The sequence below is a fragment of the Mesorhizobium sp. B2-5-11 genome (assembly GCF_006440835.1).
Lineage (GTDB): Bacteria > Pseudomonadota > Alphaproteobacteria > Rhizobiales > Rhizobiaceae > Mesorhizobium.
The window spans coordinates 46,960-68,010 of record NZ_VFUK01000019.1; the positions used below are offsets into that span (position 1 = coordinate 46,960).

General features: G+C 62.0%; 22 protein-coding genes and 2 pseudogenes. 5 read left to right on the plus strand and 19 right to left on the minus strand.

From position 1 onward, the window contains the following. Positions 1 to 53: 53 nt before the first annotated feature. Positions 54 to 212, plus strand: a pseudogene (locus tag FJ490_RS31390) (MFS transporter); the annotation flags it as partial. 337 nt (positions 213 to 549) lie between these two features. Here FJ490_RS31390 and arcC read toward each other — a convergent pair. The 6 genes from arcC to FJ490_RS31420 form a co-directional block, all read right to left on the minus strand. Then, positions 550 to 1,455, minus strand: coding sequence for a carbamate kinase (gene arcC, locus FJ490_RS31395; protein WP_140522943.1), 906 nt, complete (start codon positions 1,453 to 1,455; stop codon positions 550 to 552). Position 1,456: 1 nt separating this feature from the next. After that, positions 1,457 to 2,458 (minus strand): ornithine carbamoyltransferase, encoded by a 1,002-nt coding sequence (gene argF / locus FJ490_RS31400; RefSeq protein ID WP_140522941.1) that lies wholly within the window; start codon positions 2,456 to 2,458, stop codon positions 1,457 to 1,459. 17 nt (positions 2,459 to 2,475) lie between these two features. Then, on the minus strand, positions 2,476 to 3,690 hold the full coding sequence (locus tag FJ490_RS31405) for an arginine deiminase (RefSeq protein ID WP_140522939.1): 1,215 nt from the start codon (positions 3,688 to 3,690) through the stop codon (positions 2,476 to 2,478). A 13-nt stretch (positions 3,691 to 3,703) separates the two neighbouring features. Further along, positions 3,704 to 5,170, minus strand: a complete 1,467-nt coding sequence (gene arcD, locus FJ490_RS31410) for an arginine-ornithine antiporter (RefSeq protein WP_140522937.1) — start codon at positions 5,168 to 5,170, stop codon at positions 3,704 to 3,706. A gap of 273 nt (positions 5,171 to 5,443) precedes the next feature. Continuing rightward, a complete protein-coding gene (locus tag FJ490_RS31415; protein WP_348640098.1) occupies positions 5,444 to 6,040 on the minus strand; it encodes a cytochrome b/b6 domain-containing protein in 597 nt (198 codons plus the stop codon). Beyond that, positions 6,018 to 6,296 (minus strand): PepSY domain-containing protein, encoded by a 279-nt coding sequence (locus FJ490_RS31420; RefSeq protein ID WP_140522935.1) that lies wholly within the window; start codon positions 6,294 to 6,296, stop codon positions 6,018 to 6,020. The genes FJ490_RS31415 and FJ490_RS31420 overlap by 23 nt, the downstream gene beginning before the upstream one ends. A 276-nt stretch (positions 6,297 to 6,572) precedes the next feature. On the opposite strand from FJ490_RS31420, the gene FJ490_RS31425 reads away from it, so the two are divergent. Together FJ490_RS31425 and FJ490_RS31430 are read left to right on the plus strand one after the other, a co-directional pair. Next, positions 6,573 to 7,049 (plus strand): plastocyanin/azurin family copper-binding protein, encoded by a 477-nt coding sequence (locus FJ490_RS31425; protein ID WP_224656351.1) that lies wholly within the window; start codon positions 6,573 to 6,575, stop codon positions 7,047 to 7,049. A gap of 150 nt (positions 7,050 to 7,199) precedes the next feature. Continuing rightward, positions 7,200 to 8,181, plus strand: a pseudogene (locus FJ490_RS31430) (zinc-dependent alcohol dehydrogenase family protein). A gap of 14 nt (positions 8,182 to 8,195) precedes the next feature. Here FJ490_RS31430 and FJ490_RS31435 read toward each other — a convergent pair. From FJ490_RS31435 to FJ490_RS31460, 6 genes are all read right to left on the minus strand, one after another. Beyond that, positions 8,196 to 8,786, minus strand: a complete 591-nt coding sequence (locus FJ490_RS31435) for an NAD(P)H-dependent oxidoreductase (protein ID WP_140522933.1) — start codon at positions 8,784 to 8,786, stop codon at positions 8,196 to 8,198. Positions 8,787 to 8,818: 32 nt separating this feature from the next. Next, the gene (locus FJ490_RS31440; protein WP_140522931.1) at positions 8,819 to 9,205 is read right to left on the minus strand and encodes a hypothetical protein; all 387 of its coding nucleotides are present in this window, start codon (positions 9,203 to 9,205) and stop codon (positions 8,819 to 8,821) included. 85 nt (positions 9,206 to 9,290) lie between these two features. Then, positions 9,291 to 10,544: an MgtC/SapB family protein gene (locus FJ490_RS31445; RefSeq protein WP_140522929.1), complete on the minus strand. Its 1,254-nt coding sequence runs from the start codon at positions 10,542 to 10,544 to the stop codon at positions 9,291 to 9,293. Between the two features lie 13 nt (positions 10,545 to 10,557). Further along, complete coding sequence (trxC, locus tag FJ490_RS31450; RefSeq protein WP_140522927.1) at positions 10,558 to 11,010, minus strand: thioredoxin TrxC; 453 nt, start codon at positions 11,008 to 11,010, stop codon at positions 10,558 to 10,560. Positions 11,011 to 11,038: 28 nt separating this feature from the next. After that, the gene (locus FJ490_RS31455) at positions 11,039 to 12,892 is read right to left on the minus strand and encodes a heavy metal translocating P-type ATPase (RefSeq protein ID WP_140522925.1); all 1,854 of its coding nucleotides are present in this window, start codon (positions 12,890 to 12,892) and stop codon (positions 11,039 to 11,041) included. A gap of 34 nt (positions 12,893 to 12,926) precedes the next feature. Further along, complete coding sequence (locus FJ490_RS31460) at positions 12,927 to 13,313, minus strand: DUF302 domain-containing protein (protein WP_140523416.1); 387 nt, start codon at positions 13,311 to 13,313, stop codon at positions 12,927 to 12,929. 164 nt (positions 13,314 to 13,477) lie between these two features. Between FJ490_RS31460 and FJ490_RS31465 the strand changes: the two genes are divergently transcribed. Then, positions 13,478 to 16,156, plus strand: coding sequence for a bifunctional acetate--CoA ligase family protein/GNAT family N-acetyltransferase (locus FJ490_RS31465; RefSeq protein WP_140565800.1), 2,679 nt, complete (start codon positions 13,478 to 13,480; stop codon positions 16,154 to 16,156). 22 nt (positions 16,157 to 16,178) lie between these two features. Here FJ490_RS31465 and FJ490_RS31470 read toward each other — a convergent pair whose 3' ends face one another. Genes FJ490_RS31470 through FJ490_RS33705 form a run of 3 tightly spaced genes read right to left on the minus strand, consistent with a single transcriptional unit; the run spans position 16,179 to position 18,179 of the window. Beyond that, on the minus strand, positions 16,179 to 17,732 hold the full coding sequence (locus FJ490_RS31470) for a bifunctional aminoglycoside phosphotransferase/ATP-binding protein (RefSeq protein WP_140522921.1): 1,554 nt from the start codon (positions 17,730 to 17,732) through the stop codon (positions 16,179 to 16,181). A gap of 49 nt (positions 17,733 to 17,781) precedes the next feature. Next, on the minus strand, positions 17,782 to 18,027 hold the full coding sequence (locus tag FJ490_RS33700; RefSeq protein ID WP_318013167.1) for a hypothetical protein: 246 nt from the start codon (positions 18,025 to 18,027) through the stop codon (positions 17,782 to 17,784). Beyond that, entirely contained in the window at positions 18,024 to 18,179 is a 156-nt protein-coding gene (locus FJ490_RS33705) for a c-type cytochrome (RefSeq protein ID WP_318013166.1), read from the minus strand. The genes FJ490_RS33700 and FJ490_RS33705 overlap by 4 nt, the downstream gene beginning before the upstream one ends. 173 nt (positions 18,180 to 18,352) lie before the next feature. Between FJ490_RS33705 and FJ490_RS31480 the strand changes: the two genes are divergently transcribed. After that, the gene (locus FJ490_RS31480) at positions 18,353 to 19,189 is read left to right on the plus strand and encodes a universal stress protein (RefSeq protein WP_140522920.1); all 837 of its coding nucleotides are present in this window, start codon (positions 18,353 to 18,355) and stop codon (positions 19,187 to 19,189) included. A 64-nt stretch (positions 19,190 to 19,253) separates the two neighbouring features. On the opposite strand, the gene FJ490_RS31485 is transcribed toward FJ490_RS31480, so the two are convergent. Genes FJ490_RS31485 through FJ490_RS31495 form a run of 4 tightly spaced genes read right to left on the minus strand, consistent with a single transcriptional unit; the run spans position 19,254 to position 20,843 of the window. Next, complete coding sequence (locus FJ490_RS31485; RefSeq protein WP_140522918.1) at positions 19,254 to 19,700, minus strand: pyridoxamine 5'-phosphate oxidase family protein; 447 nt, start codon at positions 19,698 to 19,700, stop codon at positions 19,254 to 19,256. Positions 19,701 to 19,719: 19 nt separating this feature from the next. Next, positions 19,720 to 20,118 (minus strand): phosphoribosyltransferase family protein, encoded by a 399-nt coding sequence (locus FJ490_RS33430; RefSeq protein ID WP_224656350.1) that lies wholly within the window; start codon positions 20,116 to 20,118, stop codon positions 19,720 to 19,722. Beyond that, positions 20,115 to 20,405 (minus strand): phosphoribosyltransferase family protein, encoded by a 291-nt coding sequence (locus tag FJ490_RS33435; RefSeq protein WP_224656349.1) that lies wholly within the window; start codon positions 20,403 to 20,405, stop codon positions 20,115 to 20,117. The genes FJ490_RS33430 and FJ490_RS33435 overlap by 4 nt, the downstream gene beginning before the upstream one ends. 3 nt (positions 20,406 to 20,408) lie before the next feature. Continuing rightward, positions 20,409 to 20,843 carry a DUF2267 domain-containing protein gene (locus FJ490_RS31495; RefSeq protein WP_140522916.1) on the minus strand — a complete coding sequence of 145 codons (435 nt, stop codon included), beginning with the start codon at positions 20,841 to 20,843 and terminating at the stop codon, positions 20,409 to 20,411. Positions 20,844 to 21,051: the final 208 nt, after the last annotated feature.

The following is a 21,051-nucleotide window of genomic DNA, read 5'->3' on the forward strand; positions in this document are numbered from 1 at the left end:
TCCTACTACTGGCGTGGCACCTTACGCCGCCCAAGCATCCCGAGAAGATAATCATGCTGGAAGTTCTCGCCGATCGCACCTATCGGCATCTGTTCATGGCGCAGGTCATCGCGCTCATCGGCACCGGCCTCGCCACTGTCGCGCTCGGGCTTCTCGCCTATGATCTTGCCGGCGCAGATGCGGGCGCGGTGCTCGGCACTGCGCTCGCCATCGACTGCTCCCACAAACTGCGCGGCCAGCTCGGCGCCTTCCGGAGCCATTGTCACCGGCAGCGGAGCTTCGGCCGCGCAAAAAGCCTATCAACCGGGCGAGGTCGATACCTACCCTGGCAATGGGCTCGATCGGACCGTCAATGTCCACGTTCAAGCGAATGGATTTGTAGCTCATCCGCCGGCGCCCCGTTCGCGTTTCCAGGAGCAACCTAACGTGCGACGCGGCTTGCCTTGACGGCGATCAAGCGATGCGCATGACGATGAATTTTAGAGGTACTGGGATCTCAGCGAGCAACCCGGCTGGAAAAATGCTCGAAGGCCTTGAAGGCCGGACGGCTCAGGGGGCGAACAGGGTGCCTCGCTCGCCTTTGACGATTTCAACGGCGTCCTTGAGTTGGCCTATCGCTGAAGGATTGCCAGTCGCTTGCGCGAATTCGACCGCAGCTTCGATCTTTGGCCCCATCGATCCCACTGCAAAATTCCGCCCTGATATTTCCGTTGACCGCACTTGACGAAGCGCGCGAGCGCCCGGCGTGCCGTAGCCTTCATAAACGGCGTCGACATCGGTCAGCATGAGCAGCATGTCGGCTCTCAGCTGTCGGGCGAGAAGTGCGCTTGCCAGGTCCTTATCGATGACTGCCTCCACACCGCAAAGACTGCCGTCCTCCCTTGCTATCACAGGAACACCGCCGCCACCGGTGCAGATGACGATCACGCCGCGCTCGACCAGGAACGCGATTACCGATGCTTCCAGGATTGCCAGGGGCCTGGGCGAAGGCACGACGCGGCGCCACTTGTCGCCATCTGGCGCGATCTGCCAATCGCGCTCGCTGGCAAGCCTGCGTGCGGTTGTCTCATCGTAGACAGGGCCGATAGGCTTCGTTGGATGAGCGAAGGCCGGATCCTGCGGATCGACCCTCACCTGCGTCAGCAGCGTCGCAAAAAGCCTCTCCTTAAGGAGGTTGCAGAGCTCCTGCTCAATGACGTAGCCGATCATCCCCGCGCTCTCGGCGCCAAGCACGTCGAGTGGAAATGTGCGACCGTCCGCAGTTGTCGCTGCCTGCAGGGCCAACAGTCCCACCTGCGGACCGTTGCCGTGCGTGACGACAATCGAGTGCCCTGTGTTGACCAGCTTCGCCAACACAGCGGCAGCGCGCACGATGTTGGCGCGCTGGTTTTCGGCCGTCATCGGTTCGCCGCGTCGCAGTAGCGCGTTTCCGCCAAGTGCAACGACGATCAGCATCTCAGTTACCGATCGTGGCGACGAGGAGCGCCTTGATTGTATGCATGCGATTTTCGGCCTGATCAAAAACGATGGAGGCAGCAGACTCGAACACCTGGTGGGTGACCTCCATGCAATCGATGCCATATTCCTTCGCAACGAAGGCACCGATCTCGGTATCCGTGTCATGGAACGCCGGCAGGCAATGCATGAATTTGACGTGGGGGTTGCCGGCGGCAGCCATTACCTCGCCGGTCACGCGGTAGGGTGTCAAAAGACGAATACGCTCGGCCCAGCCGGATTTGTCCTCGCCCATTGACATCCACACGTCGGTGTAAATGAAATCGGCATCCTGGACGCAACCCGTCACATTCTCGTCGAGCCGGAAGCGGCCGCCGCTTTGTGCTGCGAGCTCTCCGACATGGCCGCAAAATACCTCATCCGGCCAGAGCTCCCTTGGCGAGGCGATGCGCATGTCGATACCGACCTTGGCTGCGCCTAGTGCCAGCGACAGCGCGACGTTGTCGCGCCCTTCGCCGACGAAGGTGACGGTCATGTCCGAAAGATGCTTGTGCGTGTATTCGCGCATGGTCATGAGGTCGGCGAGGATCTGTGTTGGATGCGCCTCGTTGGTGAGGCCGTTGTAGACGGGCACGCCGGCATGCGCGGCAAGCAATTCCGCCTGGTGCTGGCCAAAGCCGCGATATTCGATCGCATCGTACATGCGACCGAGCACGCGCGCCGTGTCCTTCATCGATTCCTTGTGGCCAATATGGCTGCCGCTGGGACCAAAGTAAGTCACGTGTGCGCCCTGGTCGTAGGCCGCGACTTCGAACCCTGTGCGCGTGCGAGTCGAGTCCTTCTCGAAGATCAGTGCGATGTTTTTCCTGACCAGACGCGGGATCTCATGCCCGGCGAGTTTGGCCGCCTTGAGGTCCGCGGCAAGCTTAAGAAGAAAGCGGATTTCATCGGCGGTGAGATCGTCCAGCGTCAGGACGGAGCGGCCGTGAAGATTGGTCGACATCCAGAATTCCTTTCACGTCAGATTGCGTCGCGGACCACCGGACAGGTCATGCAATGGCCACCGCCGCGGCCGCGGCTGAGTTCAGCCCCCTCGACGGTGATCACTTCGATGCCCGCGCGGCGCAGAAGCGTGTTGGTGTAGACGTTGCGGTCATAACCGACCACCACGCCGGGTTCGACCGCAACGACATTGTTGCCATCATCCCATTGTTCGCGTTCGGCCTCGTAGCGGTCGCCACCGGTGGCGATGATTCGGAGCGTTTTCAGCCCAAGCGCTTCGGCAATGACAGCCGTGAATGGTTTTGCCTCATCCGTGACCTCGACCGCCGCCTCGCCATCGCCCGGCCGCAGCGAGAAGGAGCGCAAGCGGTCGACCACCGGTGGATACAAGGTCACAAGATCGCGATCGCAGAAGGTGAAGACGGTGTCGAGATGCATGAAACTGCGGTCGCGTGGCATCAAGGCGGCAATCACGCGTGTTGCCTCACCGGCTGCGAACAGCTTGCGGGCCAGGTCGCCAACGGCTTGCGGCGTGGTGCGCTCCCCCATGCCGACGAGAACAGTCCCGCCACCGATCGGCATAACGTCGCCGCCTTCGAGGCTCGTGCCTGTGCCTAGGTCCGGCGACACGAAAGGTATGCCGCTGTCGCGAAAGCGAGGATGGAAGCGGTAGACGGCCTCGACGTTGGCGGCTTCAGGGCGCCGCGCAGCCCAGTACATGGAATTGACCGAGACTGAGCCGTAGATCCAGCAGGAACTGTCGCGGGTGAACAGCTGGTTCGGAAGCGGCGGCAGCACGAAATCTTGGGGGGCGAGCGTCCTCCCGGTCAGACCTTTGGGTTCGAAAGGAAGCTCCGCCCTGGCAACCCCGCCGACGAGGAAGGACGAAAGCTGCGCCGACGGCATATCATCGAGCCATCCGCGCAGCTCATTGACCATGTCGAGACCGACGACCCCGGGGTGGACCCTGCGGTCGAGAAGCCACTCGCGGGCCTTGGCCAGGCTCATCGTCTCAGCCAGGAGCTCTCCGAAGGAATGGACCACGACGCCGCGTTCACGCAATGCATCGACGAAGACATCGTGCTCCTGGCGGGCGCGCTTGACCCATAGCACGTCATCGAAAAGCAGCGCCTTGCAGTTCTCCGGCGTCAGCCTGCGCAGGCTGAGGTCCGGACGATGGACCATAACCTCGCGCAGACGGCCGACTTCGGAGTGAACACCCAGGCTTGTCATCGAACCGATCCCTTCAAAGCGGGCTGACGGCGCCGGTCCACATCTCGTAAACGGCGAGGATGGCGACGGCGACGAGAGCTGCGGCGAGCGCTGCTTCGGCAGGGTGGAACACACGCTGGTTGGTTTCGCGGCGCGCCCAGATGTAGAAGATGATGCCGGGCGCATAGAGGATCGCGCACATGAACAGGTAGGCGGGTCCCGCCGCATAGACGAGCCACAGTCCGTAGACCGTGGCCAGCAATCCGGCAAAAAGAGCCCCGACGCGCTGCTCGCCATTCCCGTAACTCTCGTCGGTCAGCGCGAGCTTGGCTGCGTAAGCTCCGGAAAAAATGTAGGGAACCAGGATCGCGGCCGACGCGATGTAGAACAGCGCTTGATAGGTGCTTTGGGCGAAGAGCGTGATCACCAGGAATGCCTGGACGAGCAGGTTGGTGATCAGCAGCGAGGTCGATGGCACACCGCGTTCGCTCTCCCAGCCGAAGAACTTCGGCATTGTGCCGTCCTTGGCGGCGACATGCGGAATTTCAGCCGCAAGCAGCGTCCAGCTCAGGAAGGCGCCGACCACCGACACCACGAGCGCGATGTTGATGAGGCTAGCGCCCCACGGGCCGACAACGGCTTCTAGCACACCGGCCATGGAGGGGTTCTTCAGGCCGGCGAGTTCGGGTTGACTGAGGACGCCGAGTGACAGCAGCGACACCAGGGCGTAGAGCGCGAGGCATGTGAAGAAGCCAAGAACCGTCGCGGTGGCGATGTCCTTGCGGCGCTCCGCACGGCCAGAAAAGACGCTGGCGCCCTCGATGCCGATAAACACCCACAACGTCACCAGCATCGTGCTCTTCACCTGTGCGGTGATCGAGCCGAGACTGGCGTTGCCGAGACCGGTAAAGTCGAGGGACCAGACCTGAAGCTTGAAGGCAACGGCAACAACGCCAACGAACAGGACGATCGGAGCGATCTTTGCCGCGGTGACTATGAGGTTGACGACCGCGGCCTGCCGGATGCCGGCGAGAACCAGGATGTGGATCAGCCACAGCAGGACCGATGCGCCGAGCACCGCCTGCCAGGTGTTTCCGTCACCGAAGGCCGGAAAGAAATAGGACAGGGCGCTGAACACGATCACAGCATAGGAGACGTTGCCGACCCAGGCACTGATCCAGTAGCCCCAGGCGCTGTTAAAGCCGATGAAGGGACCAAAGCCGGCCTTGGCGTAAGCATAGGGACCGGCGTCGAGCTCGGGCTTGCGGGTCGCAAGCGATTGATAGACGAAGACCAGCGCCAGCATGCCGAACGCGGTGATACCCCAGCCAATCAGAATTGCGAGGGGACCAGCGCCTGCCGCCATGTTCTGCGGCAGGCTGAAGACGCCGGACCCGACCATCGAGCCGATGACCAAGGCGGTCAACGACCCCAATCGAAGTTTCGCAGGCGCCAAGGTACCGACTTGCGGAACCGGGATGTTGAAATCAGCCGTAGTCATGATGCTCTCCCCACTTTTGAAAGCTCTGATGGGAGGCAATAAACAGGAAGGCAGGACCGGCAGCTTTGATGCGGGTCAATAAGCGGTTGCTGAATAAAAAGAGTGGCGTTGGTGTTCCGGTTTCTGGGTCGCCGCACCAATGCCTGCTCTTATATTATCCGCTCCGCCCATGTCGCATCGCGCGCTTCCAGGGCCATGTTGAACAAGGAGCGACCGACACGCGCCCCCGATATCGGCCGGGGCGCAAATCGAATTTGGCCCATTGGCAGGTCGTCAGCCGATGTCCGCCGACTCGGCTTTGCGTTTTCGCCCGGTGATCATGGCCCGTACCAGGTTTTCGCGATGGCGAAAGCTTGCCAGCGCGACGCCGCCTATATGGAAGAGGACCAGCACAAGTAAGCCGTGCGCGCTCAGGCTGTGCGCCGTTTCAACCCGCGACACGCCGAAATAGGCGTCCGTAGTCATCAGCCAGCCGGTCAGTGCGGTTGACCCCATCGCAGCCATCAGCGCGACCACCATTGCGCCGCCGGCCGGGTTGTGGCCGATGTAGCGGGCTTCGCGACCGCTCGGTATTGCAGAGAGATAGCGCAGCACCGTCGCCGGGTCTCGCACGAATTGAGTGAACCGCGCATAGGGCGTGCCCACAACGCCCCACAGGAGCCGCATCACGACCAGGGCGGCGGCGGCGTAACCTGCCAAATGGTGCAAGACCTCGGAGGAATGGGAGGTGAACCAGGCCGTTACGAAGCTGAGCACCAGCGCCCAGTGGAAACTCCGTACGACCAGGTCCCAGACGCGCACCATCTGCGAAGATGGCTGCACGTCCGCAGTGGCTGAAACACGCAGATCAGTTTTCGCCGGCTTCGGCATTGTCGAGCTTTTCAAGGGTTTCGGCATTGTAGGCCAGGTTGACTTTCTTGCCGGCCTTGTCGACCGCGTAGACTTCGTAGCAACCCTTCTCGACCTTGATCTGGCGCACGGTGAGGCCTTGGCCGGTCAATTGCGCCTCGAGCGTTGCCTTGGGCTTGAACTGTGATTTCGGGGCGGTGCTGCAGCTGTCGCCGGCGGCGAGCGCCGGTCCTGCAATCATGCCAGCGAGAGCGGCGAGGACGAGTGTGCGATACATGATGGCTCCATTCGGGAGTTGGGCGCCGATTTTGCGCCTGCGGGTGGATTTCGATCGGTCTGTCAGACGGCCTTTTCGCCGTCATTGGTTCCGAAATAACCACTTCAACCTGACAACTGGCTGACAGTTTGGTCGGGCCGCAGATCGGGCTCGCATCGGTCGGTTTGATCTGGCGCAACGACCGCGGGTGTGCTGCGAGCATGATGACCGCCAGGATGTAGAGCGCTTCTGCTGCCGTCCTGAAAGAGGAATACCGTGGAAACCATATCGAGGAGAGTGGCGCTCGGGCTTGCGGCCGCAATGCTGATGGCAAGCAGTGCGGGCGTTGCGCGGACTGCCGAGCTTGTTCAGGTCTCGCTTTCGGACAAGGGCGCGAGTACGGAGATGCCGATGGCTCTTGCTTATGCAACGCCAGGACGCGATCTCTCGAAGGCCACCATGGGCATCAAGGCGTCCCCCGGAGCCGTGAAGGCCGGGGAGGTCACATTCAAAGTGAAGAATGACTCCAAGGACACCGTTCACGAAATGATCGTGATGTACCTTGCCGATCCCGGCAAGCCGCTTCCCTATGTTGAGGCCGAGAACCGGGTCGACGAAGACAAGGCGGGCGACAAGGGCGAGGTTTCGGAGCTCGATCCCGGCAAATCGGGCACATTGACCGTCGACCTGAAGGCTGGAAAATACCTGCTTATCTGCAACGTGCCAGGTCATTTTGGCGCCGGCATGTGGACCGAGTTCACCGTCGGTCCATGAACCCCCAAAACAGAGCAGCGCTAGGAGCCTGCGACTTGTCGCCGTTTTCGAAAGGTTGCCCGGATCGCATCCCATCGCCTGGTGCCGGGAATAGCGGAGGAGTTGATCGTAATCGGCTTCGTTTGTTTGCGGGGCAACATGGAGCGCGTCATAAGAGCAATGGTGCTCGAAAGCATAGGCACTCCCTTGAAACTGGTCGAAGATTCGACCCCTTACCGGGGATGGGTGAGATCAGGTTGAAGGTCGAGGCATGCGCTATCTGTCGGACCGATCTCACGTCATAGATGGCGATCTGCATCACCCAAAATTGCCGCTCGTTCCCGGTCACGAAATCGTCGGCATCGTCGATGCCGTGGGCAAGGGGGTGGCGCCTTCCAGGATCGGGCAGAGAGTCGGTGTGCCATGGCTTGGGCATACTTGCGGGCGTTGTCCCTACTGCGCCACAGGACATGAAAATCTTTGCGATCAGCCAGATTTCACGGGCTACACGCGCGATGGCGGCTTTGCCAGCCATGTCATTGCCGACGCGCAATTCGCCTTCGATCTGGACCGGGATGCCGACCCCGTATCGCTGGCACCCTTGCTTTGCGCCGGCCTGATCGGCTGGCGATGCCTGAAGAAGGCCGGCGACGGCAAGCGGCTCGGGATTTACGGCTTCGGCGCCGCCGCGCACATCGTCGCTCAGATCGCGATCTGGCAAGGCCGTGAGATTTTCGCTGTCACCCGGCCCGGTGACGAGCAAGCACAGGATTTCGCGCGCTCGCTTGGAGCGACCTGGGCGGGCGGTTCGGATCAACTTCCGCCCGGGCAACTCGATGCCGCGATCATCTTTGCTCCTGTGGGTGACTTGGTGCCGATCGCGCTTGGTGCCGTCCGCAAGGGCGGCCGGGTGGTTTGCGGCGGCATCCCTATGAGTGACATTCAGGCGATGGCCTACGAGTTGCTCTGGGAAGAGCGCGAACTGGTGTCGGTGGCAAACCTGACGCGCCGCGATGCCGAAGAGTTTTTCCCCATTGCCAAGCGTGCGCAGGCACGCACCCACACCAAGGTCTACTCACTGGAACAGGCCAATCAGGCACTGGACGATCTGAGGCAAGGCAGATTGAGCGGCGCCGCCGTCCTGGTACCGTGATTGGCGGTTGAGGATTATCTGGCCCGCTCGCCAAGATTTCGGATCTGGCTGATCCACTTCGCGCGGGTCGCATCGCTGGCGCCGGCGACCATGCCGAACAACGTCTCGCGCACCGGACTGATACCGACAAAATGCAGGATGCTTCGCTTCATGCCGGCGATGCCGTGTCCCAGGAACCATAGCCGGTAAAGAACGGAAGGCATACCCATCGTCACCACAACGCGCGCGGAGCGGCCGCGAAGCAGTGTCTTGGTAAAGCTGCCGCCCTTGTCCGGATAGGCAAAGGCCGTCCCCGGCCGCATGACCTGTTCCAGAAATGCCTTGAGCATGGCCGGCATGGTCCCAAGCCACAGCGGAAAAACAAAGACAATGTGCTCCGCCCAGACGATCGCTTCGGCTGCGTCCTTCAGTTCATCGGGAATTGAACCGTGCTCGAACTCCTGCATTGTCCGCAGCATCGGGAAATCGATCGCCGCCAGGTCGACCCGGCGGACGGCGTGCCCCGCCTTCTCCGCGCCCTCGCCATAGGCCCTGGCGAGACCGCGGCAGAGCCGGTCCGGGGACGGATCGGGATGGCCGACCACAATCAAGATGCGTCGCGACATGGTCTACTCCAGGGGAGCCTTGCGTCGCCGCGTCAGGGCCGCTCGACCCTCGCCACCTGGTACGTGTGCATGGCGCCGTTGCGCTCGATCGACACATACTCGCCGGTCACGAACCGTTCGTCGCCGAGACGAAAGCCGATCTCGTCGTCGCGGTCGCCGTCGGCATAGTCGAAGAACCAATGTCCGCCGGGCTTGCGCCTCAGCCGACCGACCAGATCCTCCTCGCCAGTGCGAAATCGGCGAACGCGGCACGAGGCCTTGTGCGATTTCCACTCTTGCGCATCGATCCGGCCTTCGCCGGTCAACGGAGCGAGCACGTCATAGCCCTCTTCGCGGTCGCCTTCCGGATGACCTTTCTCACGGGCGAGCAGCAGCCGGACGTTGCGGAATTTCGGGGTGAGGTCCTTCACACTGGTCATGGCGAACTCCTTCTACGGAGTTTCATAGAGCGGTGGCGGGACCTAGCTCTTGATCCGTATCAAAAAAAGCGCGAGCACAGCACTTCTATCCAGGACCGAGCAACAACAGGGCGCAGATACCCATGGCCGCGGCTATCAGTGTTGTGACGGCCAGTGGCAACCAGAACGTGATCGGACCAGCAAATACTGCGAGCGACAGGCGACCGATCGCGTTTGCTGCGAGCGCCGCGAGCACGGCCTGGCCCACGGTCTCGACGGACACGGAATGCTTGACCAGGCGCAGCGCGCCAAGCACCGAGACATCGACATCGAATGCGCCGGCCAGCGCCGAACTCGCCAGCAGACCGCGCCCACCGAATTGAACGGCCAGCCCGGCACTTGCGGTCGCGACGATGGCAAAGAGCAAGGCGAAGAGCAGCAAGGGGCCCAGTTCGAATGGATTGCGCGCGATCGCGCTGCCTTTACCGTTCCCGCTGTCACGAGCCAGCAGCAATGCGCCGCAGACAGCGAAGGCAAGCGCTGCGGTAATCGCCGGAATCACGACCGATGCGAGCACACTTGGCTCGACGATCAGAACCACGGCGCAGACGCGGAGCACCGAAACCATTGCTGCCAGGGACGCCGCCCCGGCGAGCGGCAGCGGATTGCTTGCCGACGCGGCATTGCGGGCAAGCGCCAAGGTCACTGCTGTGGAAGAGACGATTGCACCGGTGAGCGAACTGACCAGCAGACCGCGTGTATTTCCCAGAATGCGAACAGCCACGTATCCGGCGAACGAAATCGAGGCCATCAGCACCGTCAGGAACCAGACTTCCCAGGGATTGAAACCGGCCCACGGGTCGATCGTGCGGTTTGGCAGCAAGGGCAAGACGATCGCCGTCATCACCGCAAGGACCAGCGCCGAACGCAGTTCGACCCAGGTCAGTCGCTTCAAAAGACCGTGCAGGACCTCGCGGCTGGCCAGGATTACCGCCAATGCCGCGCCACCGGCGGCTGCAGCACGATAATCGCCGGCGACGGAAAGCGCGCCAAGGGCAAACACCCCCAGGCCCGCGATCACGCTGGTGACGCTGAAGTCCTCGTCATGGGCAGCCTCGCGTGCCTTGTACCAGGCAAAGATTGTCGCAAAGGCGATGAACCCGCCGACCAGCACGGATACAGCGCCGAGTGCGTTGGCGAGTGCAGCGAGCACGCCACCCAGCAGGCCAGATATGCCGAATGTCCGGATGCCAGCTGTGCGACTGCGATCGGGCGCGTCCCGCTCCTGCCAACCACGCTCCAAGCCGACAAGAAGACCTATTGCGAGCGCCAGCCCAAGCCGGGCGATGATCGGATCCATTGGCGCGACGACTTCAGGCGGTGACCGTTGGCGGCAGGCGGTCACGAACCCACCTGACGATTTGGCCTGCCGTCATTGCGCCGGATGTGCGCGCGATCTCGCGCCCGCCATGGAACAGGATCATGGTCGGAATGCCACGGATGCCGAGCCTGGCCGCGACAGCCTGCTCATTGTCGGAGTTGAGTTTGATCAGACGAACATGCGGCTCCAGTTCACTTGCCGCCGCTTCATAGGCTGGCGCCATCATCTTGCAGGGGCCGCACCAGGGTGCCCAGACGTCGACGACAACGGGCAGACTGCTGCGCGCGATCTGATGATCGAAACGCGCGGCGTCGACATCTTCCGGGTGACCCGAAAACAGCGCGGTCCCGCACTTTCCGCATTTCGCCTCACTGGCATTGCGGGCTGGCGGCAGGCGGTTGACCCCACCGCATTTGCTGCAAACCACCAGATTTTGCTGTGCCATCGCCATTCACCGATTTTGTTCTCAACCACTATGCGCGCCACAGATGCCCATCGCCAAGCGTGCGCAAGGCGTTCAGGATAACCGCGACGTCAATCCCCTCCTGAAGCAGCGCTCCGGCAACCGGCGTGATCTGCCCCATGGCCGCCGCGATCATTGCCAGCCCGGACAACGCCAGCCCGGCGATGATGCTCTGCAAGGCGATCGATCGCGTTCGCCGTGCAATCCGAACCGCGTCCGCAACCGGCTGCAGCCTGTCGGTCAGCACGATGACGTCGGCCGCCTCGGAGGAGGCGGTCGCACCACGGGCGCCCATGGCGATACCGACCGTTGCGGCGGCAAGGGCAGGTGCATCGTTGATGCCATCGCCAACCATCATTGTGGGCGCTGTTGCTTTCTCGGCCTCGACGGTGGTGACCTTGTCCGCAGGGACGGCATCGGCGATGATGACATCCAGATCAAGCCTGGAGGAAACACGCTTTGCTGCCGCACTGTCATCACCTGTAAGCATGACCATGCGCGTGATGCCAGCCGAGCGCAGATTGGCGAGCGCGTCGCGTGCATCAGGACGCAACGCATCGCCCAAGGTGAAAATCCCAGCAAGCTCTCCAGCGACGGCGACAAAAACCCTAAGCACCGGCTCGTCCCGGTATTTTTCTTCGCCGCTTTTCGCCCAGCCGGGCAGCGGCTCGTCGGCGAGCACGAAAGCCCGCGATCCAGCCGCGACCGACATGGTGTCGACCCGGCCGTTGAGGCCTGCACCGCGATGCTCGCTGACATCATGCGGATGCGAAAGCATCAGCTGCCTGCCGCGCGCCGCCCGGATGATCGAGTCGGCGAGCACATGGTGCGATGCCTGTTCCAGGGATGCCAGCAGCTGCAGCGATTGGTTCGCTTCACAGCCGGGTGCGGCTTCGATGTCGATGAGCTCGGCGCCGCCGATGGTCAAGGTCCCCGTCTTGTCGAAGATCGCGGTTCGGACTTGCGCAAGCGCTTCCAGAGCCGCGCTGCCTTTCATCAGGATGCCTGCACGCGCGGCACGCGAGACGCCGCCGATGAAGGCAACAGGGGCAGCCAGGATGAGCGGGCAAGGTGTGGCGACTACCAGCACGGCCAGCGCCCGGATTGGATCACCGGAGATGTACCAGGCGGCGCCGGAAACCACCAGAGTGGCAGGCAGCAGGAACAGGGCGAAACGGTCGGCCATGCGAATGAAGGGGGATTTCGCCGTCTGCGCTGCAGCGACCATGCGTACGATCGCGGCATAGGTGCTCTGGTCTGCCAAGGCGGAAGCCTGCATGCTGAATGTCTCGCCGGCATTGATGGTGCCGCTGCGCAGCGTGTCGCCCGCTATCCGCCGCTCGGGCAGCGGCTCGCCGGTCACCGCGGACTCGTTGAGGGAGGCCGAAGGATCAAGCAATATACCATCGACGGGAAGCAATTCGCCGGCCCGGACCAGAAGCTCGTCCCCGACAGCAACATCTTCGACGGGGACTGTCTCTGTCCCTCGGGTTGTCGTCCGATGGGCCACACGCGGCGATCGGTCGGTCAACGCCTTGAGGTTCCGTTCCGCGCGGCCACGAGCGAAATCCTCAAGGACTGTACCACCGGCATACATGATAGCGACCACCACTGCCGCAAGCGGTTGTCCGAGCAGCAGCGCGGCGGACATCGAGACCAGCGCAATCGCATCAACGCCGAAGCGGCCGATCCAGAAATCGCGCAGAATGGAGATTGCGAGAGCCGCCACCACGGGCAAGGTCGACACCGTCCAGATCGTGTGGGCTTCGATGGGACCGAGCCCCGTTCGCCAGGCTCCGGCTCCGACGGCGAGACCCAGGATAGCGATGACCAGCAATGCGCGTCGTAGAGCAGACTCGCTCATCCGATGTCCCTCAACCTTGATGGCCCCTTTGGCGCTAGAGCTCGCGGACCATCTCCTCGAGCACGCGACGCACAACGTTCGCGACCTGCGCAAGCTCGCGATTGGCGATGGCCCCCATTGAAGCGACCGGATCCACCGCCGCGACTTCTACCTTTCCTGGTTCGACCTCGGTGACGATGACATTGCAGGGCAGCATGGTTCCGATCTTGTCTTCGGCCTGAAGGGCTCGCCAGGCGAAATGCGGATTGCACGCGCCCAGGATCACATAGGGCCTGAAATCTTCACCAAGCTTGGCCTTCATGGTCTGCTGAACATTGATCGAGGTCAGAACGCCAAACCCCTTGCTTGCGAGCTTGTCGCTCACGTGGTCGATTGCCGCTGTGAACGGCATGGCGACGATCTTGCTGAAATAGTAACTCATCTTAACTCTCCAATCCTTGACCGCAGCAGTGGCTGCTACGTCGCAAGCGACCGCTTCGAACCCTCTTGCAACAGCTAATCGCGAGAACCGGACGAGGCTTTGATCCAGCGCAATGAAGGGGCAGGATCGATTGGCGACTATCGCCGCGAACGGGAGACCCACCGGTGACGATCCGAAATCTTGAACATGCGTTCGCCCCGAGGTCGGTCGCCGTATTCGGCGCATCGGTGCGCGAAGGCTCCGTCGGCCGCGTCGTCTTCGACAATATGGTCAGCGGCGGCTTCGAGGGCGAGATCTGGCCGGTCAACCCGAAATATTCGCAAGTGGCTGGTCGGCAATCCTATGCCAAGGCGGCCGATCTTCCAGGCGTTCCAGACCTTGGTGTCATCGTCACGCCGCCCCGAACAGTTCCGGCCATAGTGCGCGACCTTGCAGAGAAGGGCACGCGGGCGGCGATCGTCATCACCGCCGGGCTCACGCACGAAAACGGCCTGCGTCAGGCGATGCTCGATGCGGCCAAGCCCACCGTTTTCCGCATCATTGGGCCGAACACGGTCGGGCTGATGATCCCGCCATTGAAGCTCAATGCTGGATTTGCGCACATGGCCGCCAAACCCGGCAGCATCGCGCTGCTGTCGCAATCCGGCGCCATCGCGACGTCGCTGATAGACTGGGCGGCGGACAACAATGTCGGCTTCGCCCAGATCGTCTCTCTGGGCGACATGGCGGATGTCGACGTGGGAGATTGTCTCGACATGCTGGCGGGCGACATGCACACGCGCGCCATCGTAATGTATCTCGAAACCATCCCCAATCCGCGCAAGTTCATCTCGGCCGCGCGTGCGGCGGCACGCATAAAGCCGGTGATTGCGATAAAGTCGGGCCGGCACGAGCAATCAGCCAAAGCAGCCGCGACCCATACCGGCGCGCTATCGGGCGCCGATCGCGTCGTCGATGCGGCATTGCTGCGTGCTGGCATACTGCGCGTCAAAGGTCTCACCGAGTTGTTCGATGCGGTTGAAACGACCGCCCGTTTCGTTCCGCTGGAACGAGCCCGCGTCGGCATAGTCACCAATGGTGGCGGCGCCGGCGTGCTTGCCGTCGATCAACTCGTCGAAGGCAACGGGCACCTGGCCGAGCTATCGCCGGAAACGATCACTCGTCTGGATGCCGTCCTGCCGAGTACATGGTCCCACGCCAATCCGGTCGACATTATCGGGGACGCCCCGCCAGAACGCTATGCCGCCGCGATCGAGGCGATCATGGCCGATGCCGGCACCGACGTCGTCCTGGTCATGAACTGCCCGACTGGGCTCGGCTCGCCGCTTGCCGCGGCAAGCGCCGTGGCGGTGCTCGCGCAGGGCGGCAAGATCAGCGGCAAACCTGTCCTGACCTGCTGGCTCGGCGAACACACGGCGCGCGAGGGGCGACGTGTTCTTCAGGATGCTGGTCTTGCCAGCTTCGAGACGCCGGCGGACGCCGCAACGGCGGTTTCTTATCTCAGCGAATGGTCGCGTGCCCAGCGGGCATTGATGCGCACGCCGTCGAGCCGCAGCGACATCGCGAGCGACCGGGAAGCCGCGCTTGCAATATTCAGGGCCGTCGCCAGGGAAGGGCGGCGTATGCTGACCGAGTCCGAAGCCAAGGCGGCAATCTCGGCCTACGGCATCCCTGTCCCCGAGACGATCGTCGCCAGATCTCCTGCCGAAGCGCAACTGGCAGCCAGCCGGTTCCTCAAGACATCCGAGCAGGCCGTCGTCAAACTCCTGTCCAAGGCGATCACGCACAAGTCGGACATTGGTGGGGTGGTGCTTGGCATCGCCGACCCCGTTGCCGCCGGGGAGGCGGCACGCGCAATCGAGGCGCGCGTGCGCAAGCACGCACCGCAAGCCGACATTGAAGGCTATGCCGTTCAGCCAATGGTGGCGCGAAAACAGGCGCAGGAACTCATCCTCGGGATAAGCCGCGACCCGATCTTCGGGCCAGTCATCCTCTTTGGAGCCGGGGGCGTCGCGGTCGAAGTGATGAACGACACGGCGATCGCGTTGCCGCCGCTCGACGACATTCTTGCCGGTGACCTAATCGACCAAACCCGGATCGGCCGCGTTCTTGCCGGGTTTCGTGATCGCAAGCCGGCCGATCGGCAATCGATCATTGCTTCACTCAACGGCCTATCGCAGATGATCGTCGACTTTCCGTGCCTCGTTGCGGTGGATATCAATCCGCTGCTGGCCGACGCCGAGGGTGTGATTGCACTCGACGCCCGCATCGAGATCGAGCCGGAACGGGTGGAAGAGGCGGGGCCGAACCCGGCACTTGCCATAAGGCCCTATCCGTCGGGTTGGGAAAAGGTGTTTTCGGCGGGCGACATCGACTACAATATCCGTCCGATCAAGCCGGCCGACATCTCGCTCTATCCCGAATTCCTTGCCAGGATTTCGCCCGATGATCTGCGCCTGCGTTTTCTGTCGCCCCGCAAAAGCTTCTCCGACCAGATGCTGAAGCGGCTCACCCAGCTAGACTACGGTCGCAACATGGCTTTCGTTGCGCTGAATACGAGCTCCGGCGCGCTGGCCGGTATCAGCCGGATATCTTGCGATCCCGACCACACCGTCGCCGAATACGCCTTGCTGGTGCGTACAGATCTCCAGGGTCATGGTCTTGGCTGGGAATTGCTCAGCCAGATCGTCGATTATGCGAGGGCCGATGGGATCGGACGAATCGAAGGGATAATGCTCGCCGAGAACACGAGGATGTTGGCCATGTGCCGCGAGTTTGGCTTCTCGATAAGGCGTCATCCTAGCGAACCCGGCCTTGTCGAGGTAACGCTCGAACTCAGTTGAGGCCGATCGCCCGCTGCACCGATCAGGACGCTGTGCACAGGGTTTCGGACGCATCGCTCTCTGAGTGCCTTCTCAATTCCAAGACAATGTCGGCGAGCATCCGATCAGCGTCGATTTTTCGCCAGCCAGACTGGGTGGCATTTCGCTCCAATTGCCGCGAGAGTATCTCGATCGTGGCATCTGAAGGGCCGCCCTTGCGCTCGCTGACCCGCTGCCACAGGACAAGCGGGGCCGCCTCCAACCAAAATCCGGAGAATCTGATAGCCCGGCTGCGCGCCGCTTTCTCGATCCGCTCACGATCGGCGGGTCTGTCGAAAACGGCATCGGCCACGACCGAGCCGCCCTGCGAAAGGATCAGGCCGGCGCGCCATGCCATTTCGCGGTAGACGCGATCGGAAACTTCGGGCCGATAGGCTTTGTCCGGCAGCCTGGTCTCCGGCGGTACACCATGCATGGCCTTGCGGACGCGGTCGCTTTCGACAATGCGGGCGCCTGGCGCTGCACCGAAATGGGCGGCCAGCGCCTCGGCAACGGTCGTCTTTCCCGAGCCACTCAGACCGCCAACGGCAACGAGTCGCGCCGGTTTTTCCTGGAGAAATGTTCGGGCAAGGTCGAAATAGGATCTCGCCTCGGCAACCAGCCTGTCGCTGTCGGCGCTGCGTTCCTCGACCTGCGTTGCGATGACGTGGGCGCGCACGGCAGCCCGCACAGCCATGAAAAAGGGCAGCAGCACGAACCCATCCTCGTCGTCGGCTTCATCGAGATAGCGGTTCATCACAAGGTTGGCGAGCTGCGGAAAACCGCGATGCCAAAGATCCATCAACAGGAAAGCAAGGTCGTATAAAACGTCGATGCTGGCGATCTGGTCGTTGAATTCGATACAGTCGAAGAGGCGAGGCTCGCTGTCTAAAAGGCAGATGTTGTGCAAATGCAGGTCGCCATGGCAGCCGCGGATCTTGCCTGCGGCTTCCCGGCGGTCGAGCAATCCGGAATGCCGGGCGAGGGCGTTGCGGAAGGCCTCGGCAAAGCTCGTGACCTCAGCTTTTGCGAAAACGTGGCTGGTGGCAAAGCCAGCCTCGTTGATGTCGAGCACGCCAGCCAGATTTGATGAGCCGCCGCCATTGTGGATCGTCGGCGCGGCACGGTGGTAGCTGACGATCATGCGCGCAACCGCGGTCATCAGCGCCGGCGTCAATTCTCCGGCGGTTGCCATCCGATCGAGGAGCTTCGACTGGTCGAAGCGGACCATCTCGATCGCAGCATCGACCATTTGGCCGGTGCCATTGAAAGCCAGTTTGCCGTCGGCTTCGCGGGTGATTCGACGCACGACCAAATAGAGGCCGGGCGCGGTCTTCGAGTTGAGTTCCACCTCTTTCTCGCAAGCGGCAAGCCTGAGGGCCGGCGCCGAGAAATCGACATAGGGCAGCTTGACCCCCCGCTTCATCTTGTAGGCGCGTTGGCCAACGAGGAAAATACGGGAAATGTGAGTCTCGATCGCCTCGACGGCCCCGACCGCGCCATGGGTAGCAGGATCAAGCAGAAAAGAGGCAGCGGCTTGCTGCTCATCGACGATCATGGCCGGCCTTCCACGTGTGTTTTGCGTATTTCGTTTGCGCGAGCTGCGTTCATTGCTGCAATGTCTGGACATAGCCTGCCAACTCATGGATCCGTTCCCTGGTGACGATTTCGCCTGCGTTCGGGCCATATTTCTTCACGTCGGCAGGCAGGAATTGGCTGCCCCACACCGGCATGTCGCGCTCGCCATGCGCCGGCACCATGGCGCGGCCGTCGATCACGGCATAAACACGCCAGTAAGGGAATTCGCCGCCATTGCGCCTGGAGAGGCGCGTCAGGTCGCTCGGCCGCTTCAACAACTCGTCGCCAACGGGCCGTCCCCCTTGCCTTCCGGACCATGGCAGACCGCGCACGAGTTCATGTATTCGGCCTTGCCGTCGCCAAGTTCCTGGGCGCGAGCCGCGTTGAAGGCCAATCCTGCCAGAGCCGCCGCGATCAGGAATTTCATCTGCGTTTTCCGATTGATTAGCTGAAAACCTACAGCCCTGGTTTGGCAGTACGTTGATGCGGATCAAATGCCCCGCGGTCACGGTATTTGATTCAGCGCAATGAGCGCGCCGGGCACCCGCGCTAATGACTGAAGCCAGATTGACCTTTCAATCGAAATCAGGAGTTGCCGCCGTGACTTTCAGGACGCTGCTTACGGTTACTGGGCCGAACCAGGGCGAAGCCGATCTAAAGCTGGCCGCCTCACTGTGCGAACAGGTCGGTGCCCATCTCTCCGTGCTCGTTCTCGAGCTGGCCGCGCCGCCCTCTGGGGGCGAGTATGCCGCTGTCGTCTCGCCTGCCTGGCTTGCGGAGCGGCAGGCCGAGTTGAGAAGGCTTGAGAAACGAAAATCAGACGTCGCCGGCTTTCTCTCCCAGACTGCCGTATCGGCCGATCTGAGCGACGACTATCCCGACATGGGATGGGCCGACGACGTCATCGGAAGGCGTGCCCGCTACGCCGATCTGACCCTTCTCGGACCAGATCTGCTGGCAAGCCATGCGCTGAAGGAGAAAGTCATCGAGGGCACGCTGTTTTCATCGGGAAAGCCCATCCTGCTTGTTCCCGAGGGCTCGCGCCCGACGCTGAAGCCGAAACGCATCCTCGTTGCATGGGACGCCCGCCTGGAGTCATCGCGCGCCGTCCGCGAGTCGCTCGATATGCTGAAAGGCGCCGAAGATGTGCGCCTTGTCATCATCGATCCCATCGAAAATGAGTTCCATCACGGCGACGAGCCAGGTGCAGATGCCGCGGCTTATCTTGCCCGGCACGGCGTGAAGGTTACCGTCGAGCGGCTACCGAGTTCGAATCATTCGGTTGCCGACGTGCTTCGCCAGCATGCCGGCGACGTCGCGGCCGAGCTCTTGGTCATGGGCGCCTATGGTCATTCCCGCCTGCGGGAGCGAATCTTCGGCGGGGTCACTAAGTCAATGCTTGAGGGCTCGTCACTACCGGTCTTAATGGCGCGATAACAATCCAAAAGGGCCGGTGCAGATTGCGCCAGCCCTTCGCATCTCGCGCAAATTGATGGAATGACTACTCGCTCGCTTCCCGTCCCGATACCCGTTCGATCAGGATCCGAAAGAAGACATGCGGCGCACTGTCGGCTGTGGGAGGAACCAGCGGCTTGAGTGCGCCGGGTTCCCACCAGTCGGAGTGCTTGCTCAAGACCGTCCAGGCATGATCCCGCTCAAGCTTGTGGCCGATCCGGTCAGGCAGTTCTTCGTATCGGCCGTCAACAACGACGCTTCTCCATCCCCGCCCCTGTCCATGCTCATCCACCTGGACGCACACCAGCGGATTGGCCCGCATCCATTCGATCTTTTTGCCCGGCATGGAAAACGCGTAAAGATGGGCGTCCGAATAGGCGTAGTGGAACGGCACGACATAGGGCTGTCCATCCTTTGCGCATGCCAGGCGGCCCACGCGATTGGCCGTCAGCAATTTGGTACATTCCAAAGCAGAAAGCGTGCGGATCTGCATCAGTTCGATCTCCTGTTCTTCATGGCCTTTGAACCAGGCCGGAAACGTGCCACTGGCCAGTTTTGTACAGCTGGGCAGCCTCGTCCATAGCGGAGACAACGTCGTTGTCAGAGAGTTGCGGGAACTGGCGATAATGATGGCTCAAGGCCTGGAACTGTCCTGGCCTACTGAGGCAGACTACACGGTCCGCTTCCTGCTCCAGCGCGGCGACCGTCACTTGCGGTGAAACGGGAACCGCCACGACGATTTCCCTCGGTGACCGGCGCTTGAGGGCGCGGATCGCGATTTTCATGGTCGTACCGGTCGCGACACCGTCATCGACGATGATAGCCGTCTTTCCTGCGATCGACATCGGTTTGGTCTTGCCACGATAGGCAACGCGCCGGCGTTCGAGTTCAGGACGTTCATTTGCAATCAAGACACGTAAGGCGTCGTCGTCGAGCCCATAGGCTCGACAATTTCACGGTTCAGCACGACCTCCCCAGGGTCGCCATCGATGATTGCGGCAACAGCCAATTCGGGATTGCCCGGGGCGCCGATCTTGCGGACGATCAGCAGGTCAAGAGGAGCGTTGAGGGCTTTGGCCACTTCCACTGCGACGGGCACGCCGCCACGCGGCAATGCCAGTACGATGGGCCGATGCAGTTGAAGTCTGCTCAGCTCCAGGCCAAGCTTCGCTCCAGCGTCTTCCCGGTCACGGAACATCGGTCAATCCACCGGCCACAGGTTTCGCAGCGACTTTTTCATCGAGTTTCTGACCTGTACGATCTCGCCATGCGAAATGTGACGGTCGAGAAGCTTGAACACGGCACTGATCGCGACATCGAAATCGATCTCCTCATCGTAGCCGAAACTGTTTCTGACACTGATAATGAAGTCGCGCTTCGTGCGCTCATGCGCAGGCACCGACGGCTTCCAACCTTCGAAATAGATGCCGCGGACCAAAACAGGCAGTTGCGCCGAGAGATCGGCCATTTCCGCCGGCGACAGCCAGTCCCGCACCGTGTGCAGGACAGCCCTCAGCAGCCGGCACGCGCTCGGTTCGCTCCAGCAGAGGTCTTTGGCGAGCTCCTTGACCCATTGTTGCGCCTGCTGGCCGGCATGCGTGAAGTCAGCGAAGGACGTGTGAGGACAAGGACCCATGGCGATGCTCCTGAGATTTGGCGCCATTCTGGGGCATAATAAGGCTCTGAGCATTGAGCGGGATCAAATCGTTCGGGCTCTGCGTCAAACGAACCGGAGGTGCTGGGCGCCAGTTCAGCCAAAAGCCTGCTGCACCAGCAGGGGAATGATCCGGTCGGTCTTGGCCACGGAAGGTCGTCCTGCTGAACCATAGGAAATGCCGAGCGCG

Coding starts and splice junctions, on each gene's coding strand:
- arcC (WP_140522943.1), bottom strand. CDS start 1,455: ATGCTGATCGTCGTTGCACTTGGCGGAAACGCGCTACTGCGACGCGGC.
- argF (WP_140522941.1), bottom strand. CDS start 2,458: ATGTCGACCAATCTTCACGGCCGCTCCGTCCTGACGCTGGACGATCTC.
- FJ490_RS31405 (WP_140522939.1), bottom strand. CDS start 3,690: ATGACAAGCCTGGGTGTTCACTCCGAAGTCGGCCGTCTGCGCGAGGTT.
- arcD (WP_140522937.1), bottom strand. CDS start 5,170: ATGACTACGGCTGATTTCAACATCCCGGTTCCGCAAGTCGGTACCTTG.
- FJ490_RS31415 (WP_348640098.1), bottom strand. CDS start 6,040: ATGCCGAAGCCGGCGAAAACTGATCTGCGTGTTTCAGCCACTGCGGAC.
- FJ490_RS31420 (WP_140522935.1), bottom strand. CDS start 6,296: ATGTATCGCACACTCGTCCTCGCCGCTCTCGCTGGCATGATTGCAGGA.
- FJ490_RS31435 (WP_140522933.1), bottom strand. CDS start 8,786: ATGTCGCGACGCATCTTGATTGTGGTCGGCCATCCCGATCCGTCCCCG.
- FJ490_RS31440 (WP_140522931.1), bottom strand. CDS start 9,205: ATGACCAGTGTGAAGGACCTCACCCCGAAATTCCGCAACGTCCGGCTG.
- FJ490_RS31445 (WP_140522929.1), bottom strand. CDS start 10,544: ATGGATCCGATCATCGCCCGGCTTGGGCTGGCGCTCGCAATAGGTCTT.
- trxC (WP_140522927.1), bottom strand. CDS start 11,010: ATGGCACAGCAAAATCTGGTGGTTTGCAGCAAATGCGGTGGGGTCAAC.
- FJ490_RS31455 (WP_140522925.1), bottom strand. CDS start 12,892: ATGAGCGAGTCTGCTCTACGACGCGCATTGCTGGTCATCGCTATCCTG.
- FJ490_RS31460 (WP_140523416.1), bottom strand. CDS start 13,313: ATGAGTTACTATTTCAGCAAGATCGTCGCCATGCCGTTCACAGCGGCA.
- FJ490_RS31470 (WP_140522921.1), bottom strand. CDS start 17,732: ATGATCGTCGATGAGCAGCAAGCCGCTGCCTCTTTTCTGCTTGATCCT.
- FJ490_RS33705 (WP_318013166.1), bottom strand. CDS start 18,179: ATGAAATTCCTGATCGCGGCGGCTCTGGCAGGATTGGCCTTCAACGCG.
- FJ490_RS31485 (WP_140522918.1), bottom strand. CDS start 19,700: ATGCAGATCCGCACGCTTTCTGCTTTGGAATGTACCAAATTGCTGACG.
- FJ490_RS33435 (WP_224656349.1), bottom strand. CDS start 20,405: ATGTTCCGTGACCGGGAAGACGCTGGAGCGAAGCTTGGCCTGGAGCTG.
- FJ490_RS31495 (WP_140522916.1), bottom strand. CDS start 20,843: ATGGGTCCTTGTCCTCACACGTCCTTCGCTGACTTCACGCATGCCGGC.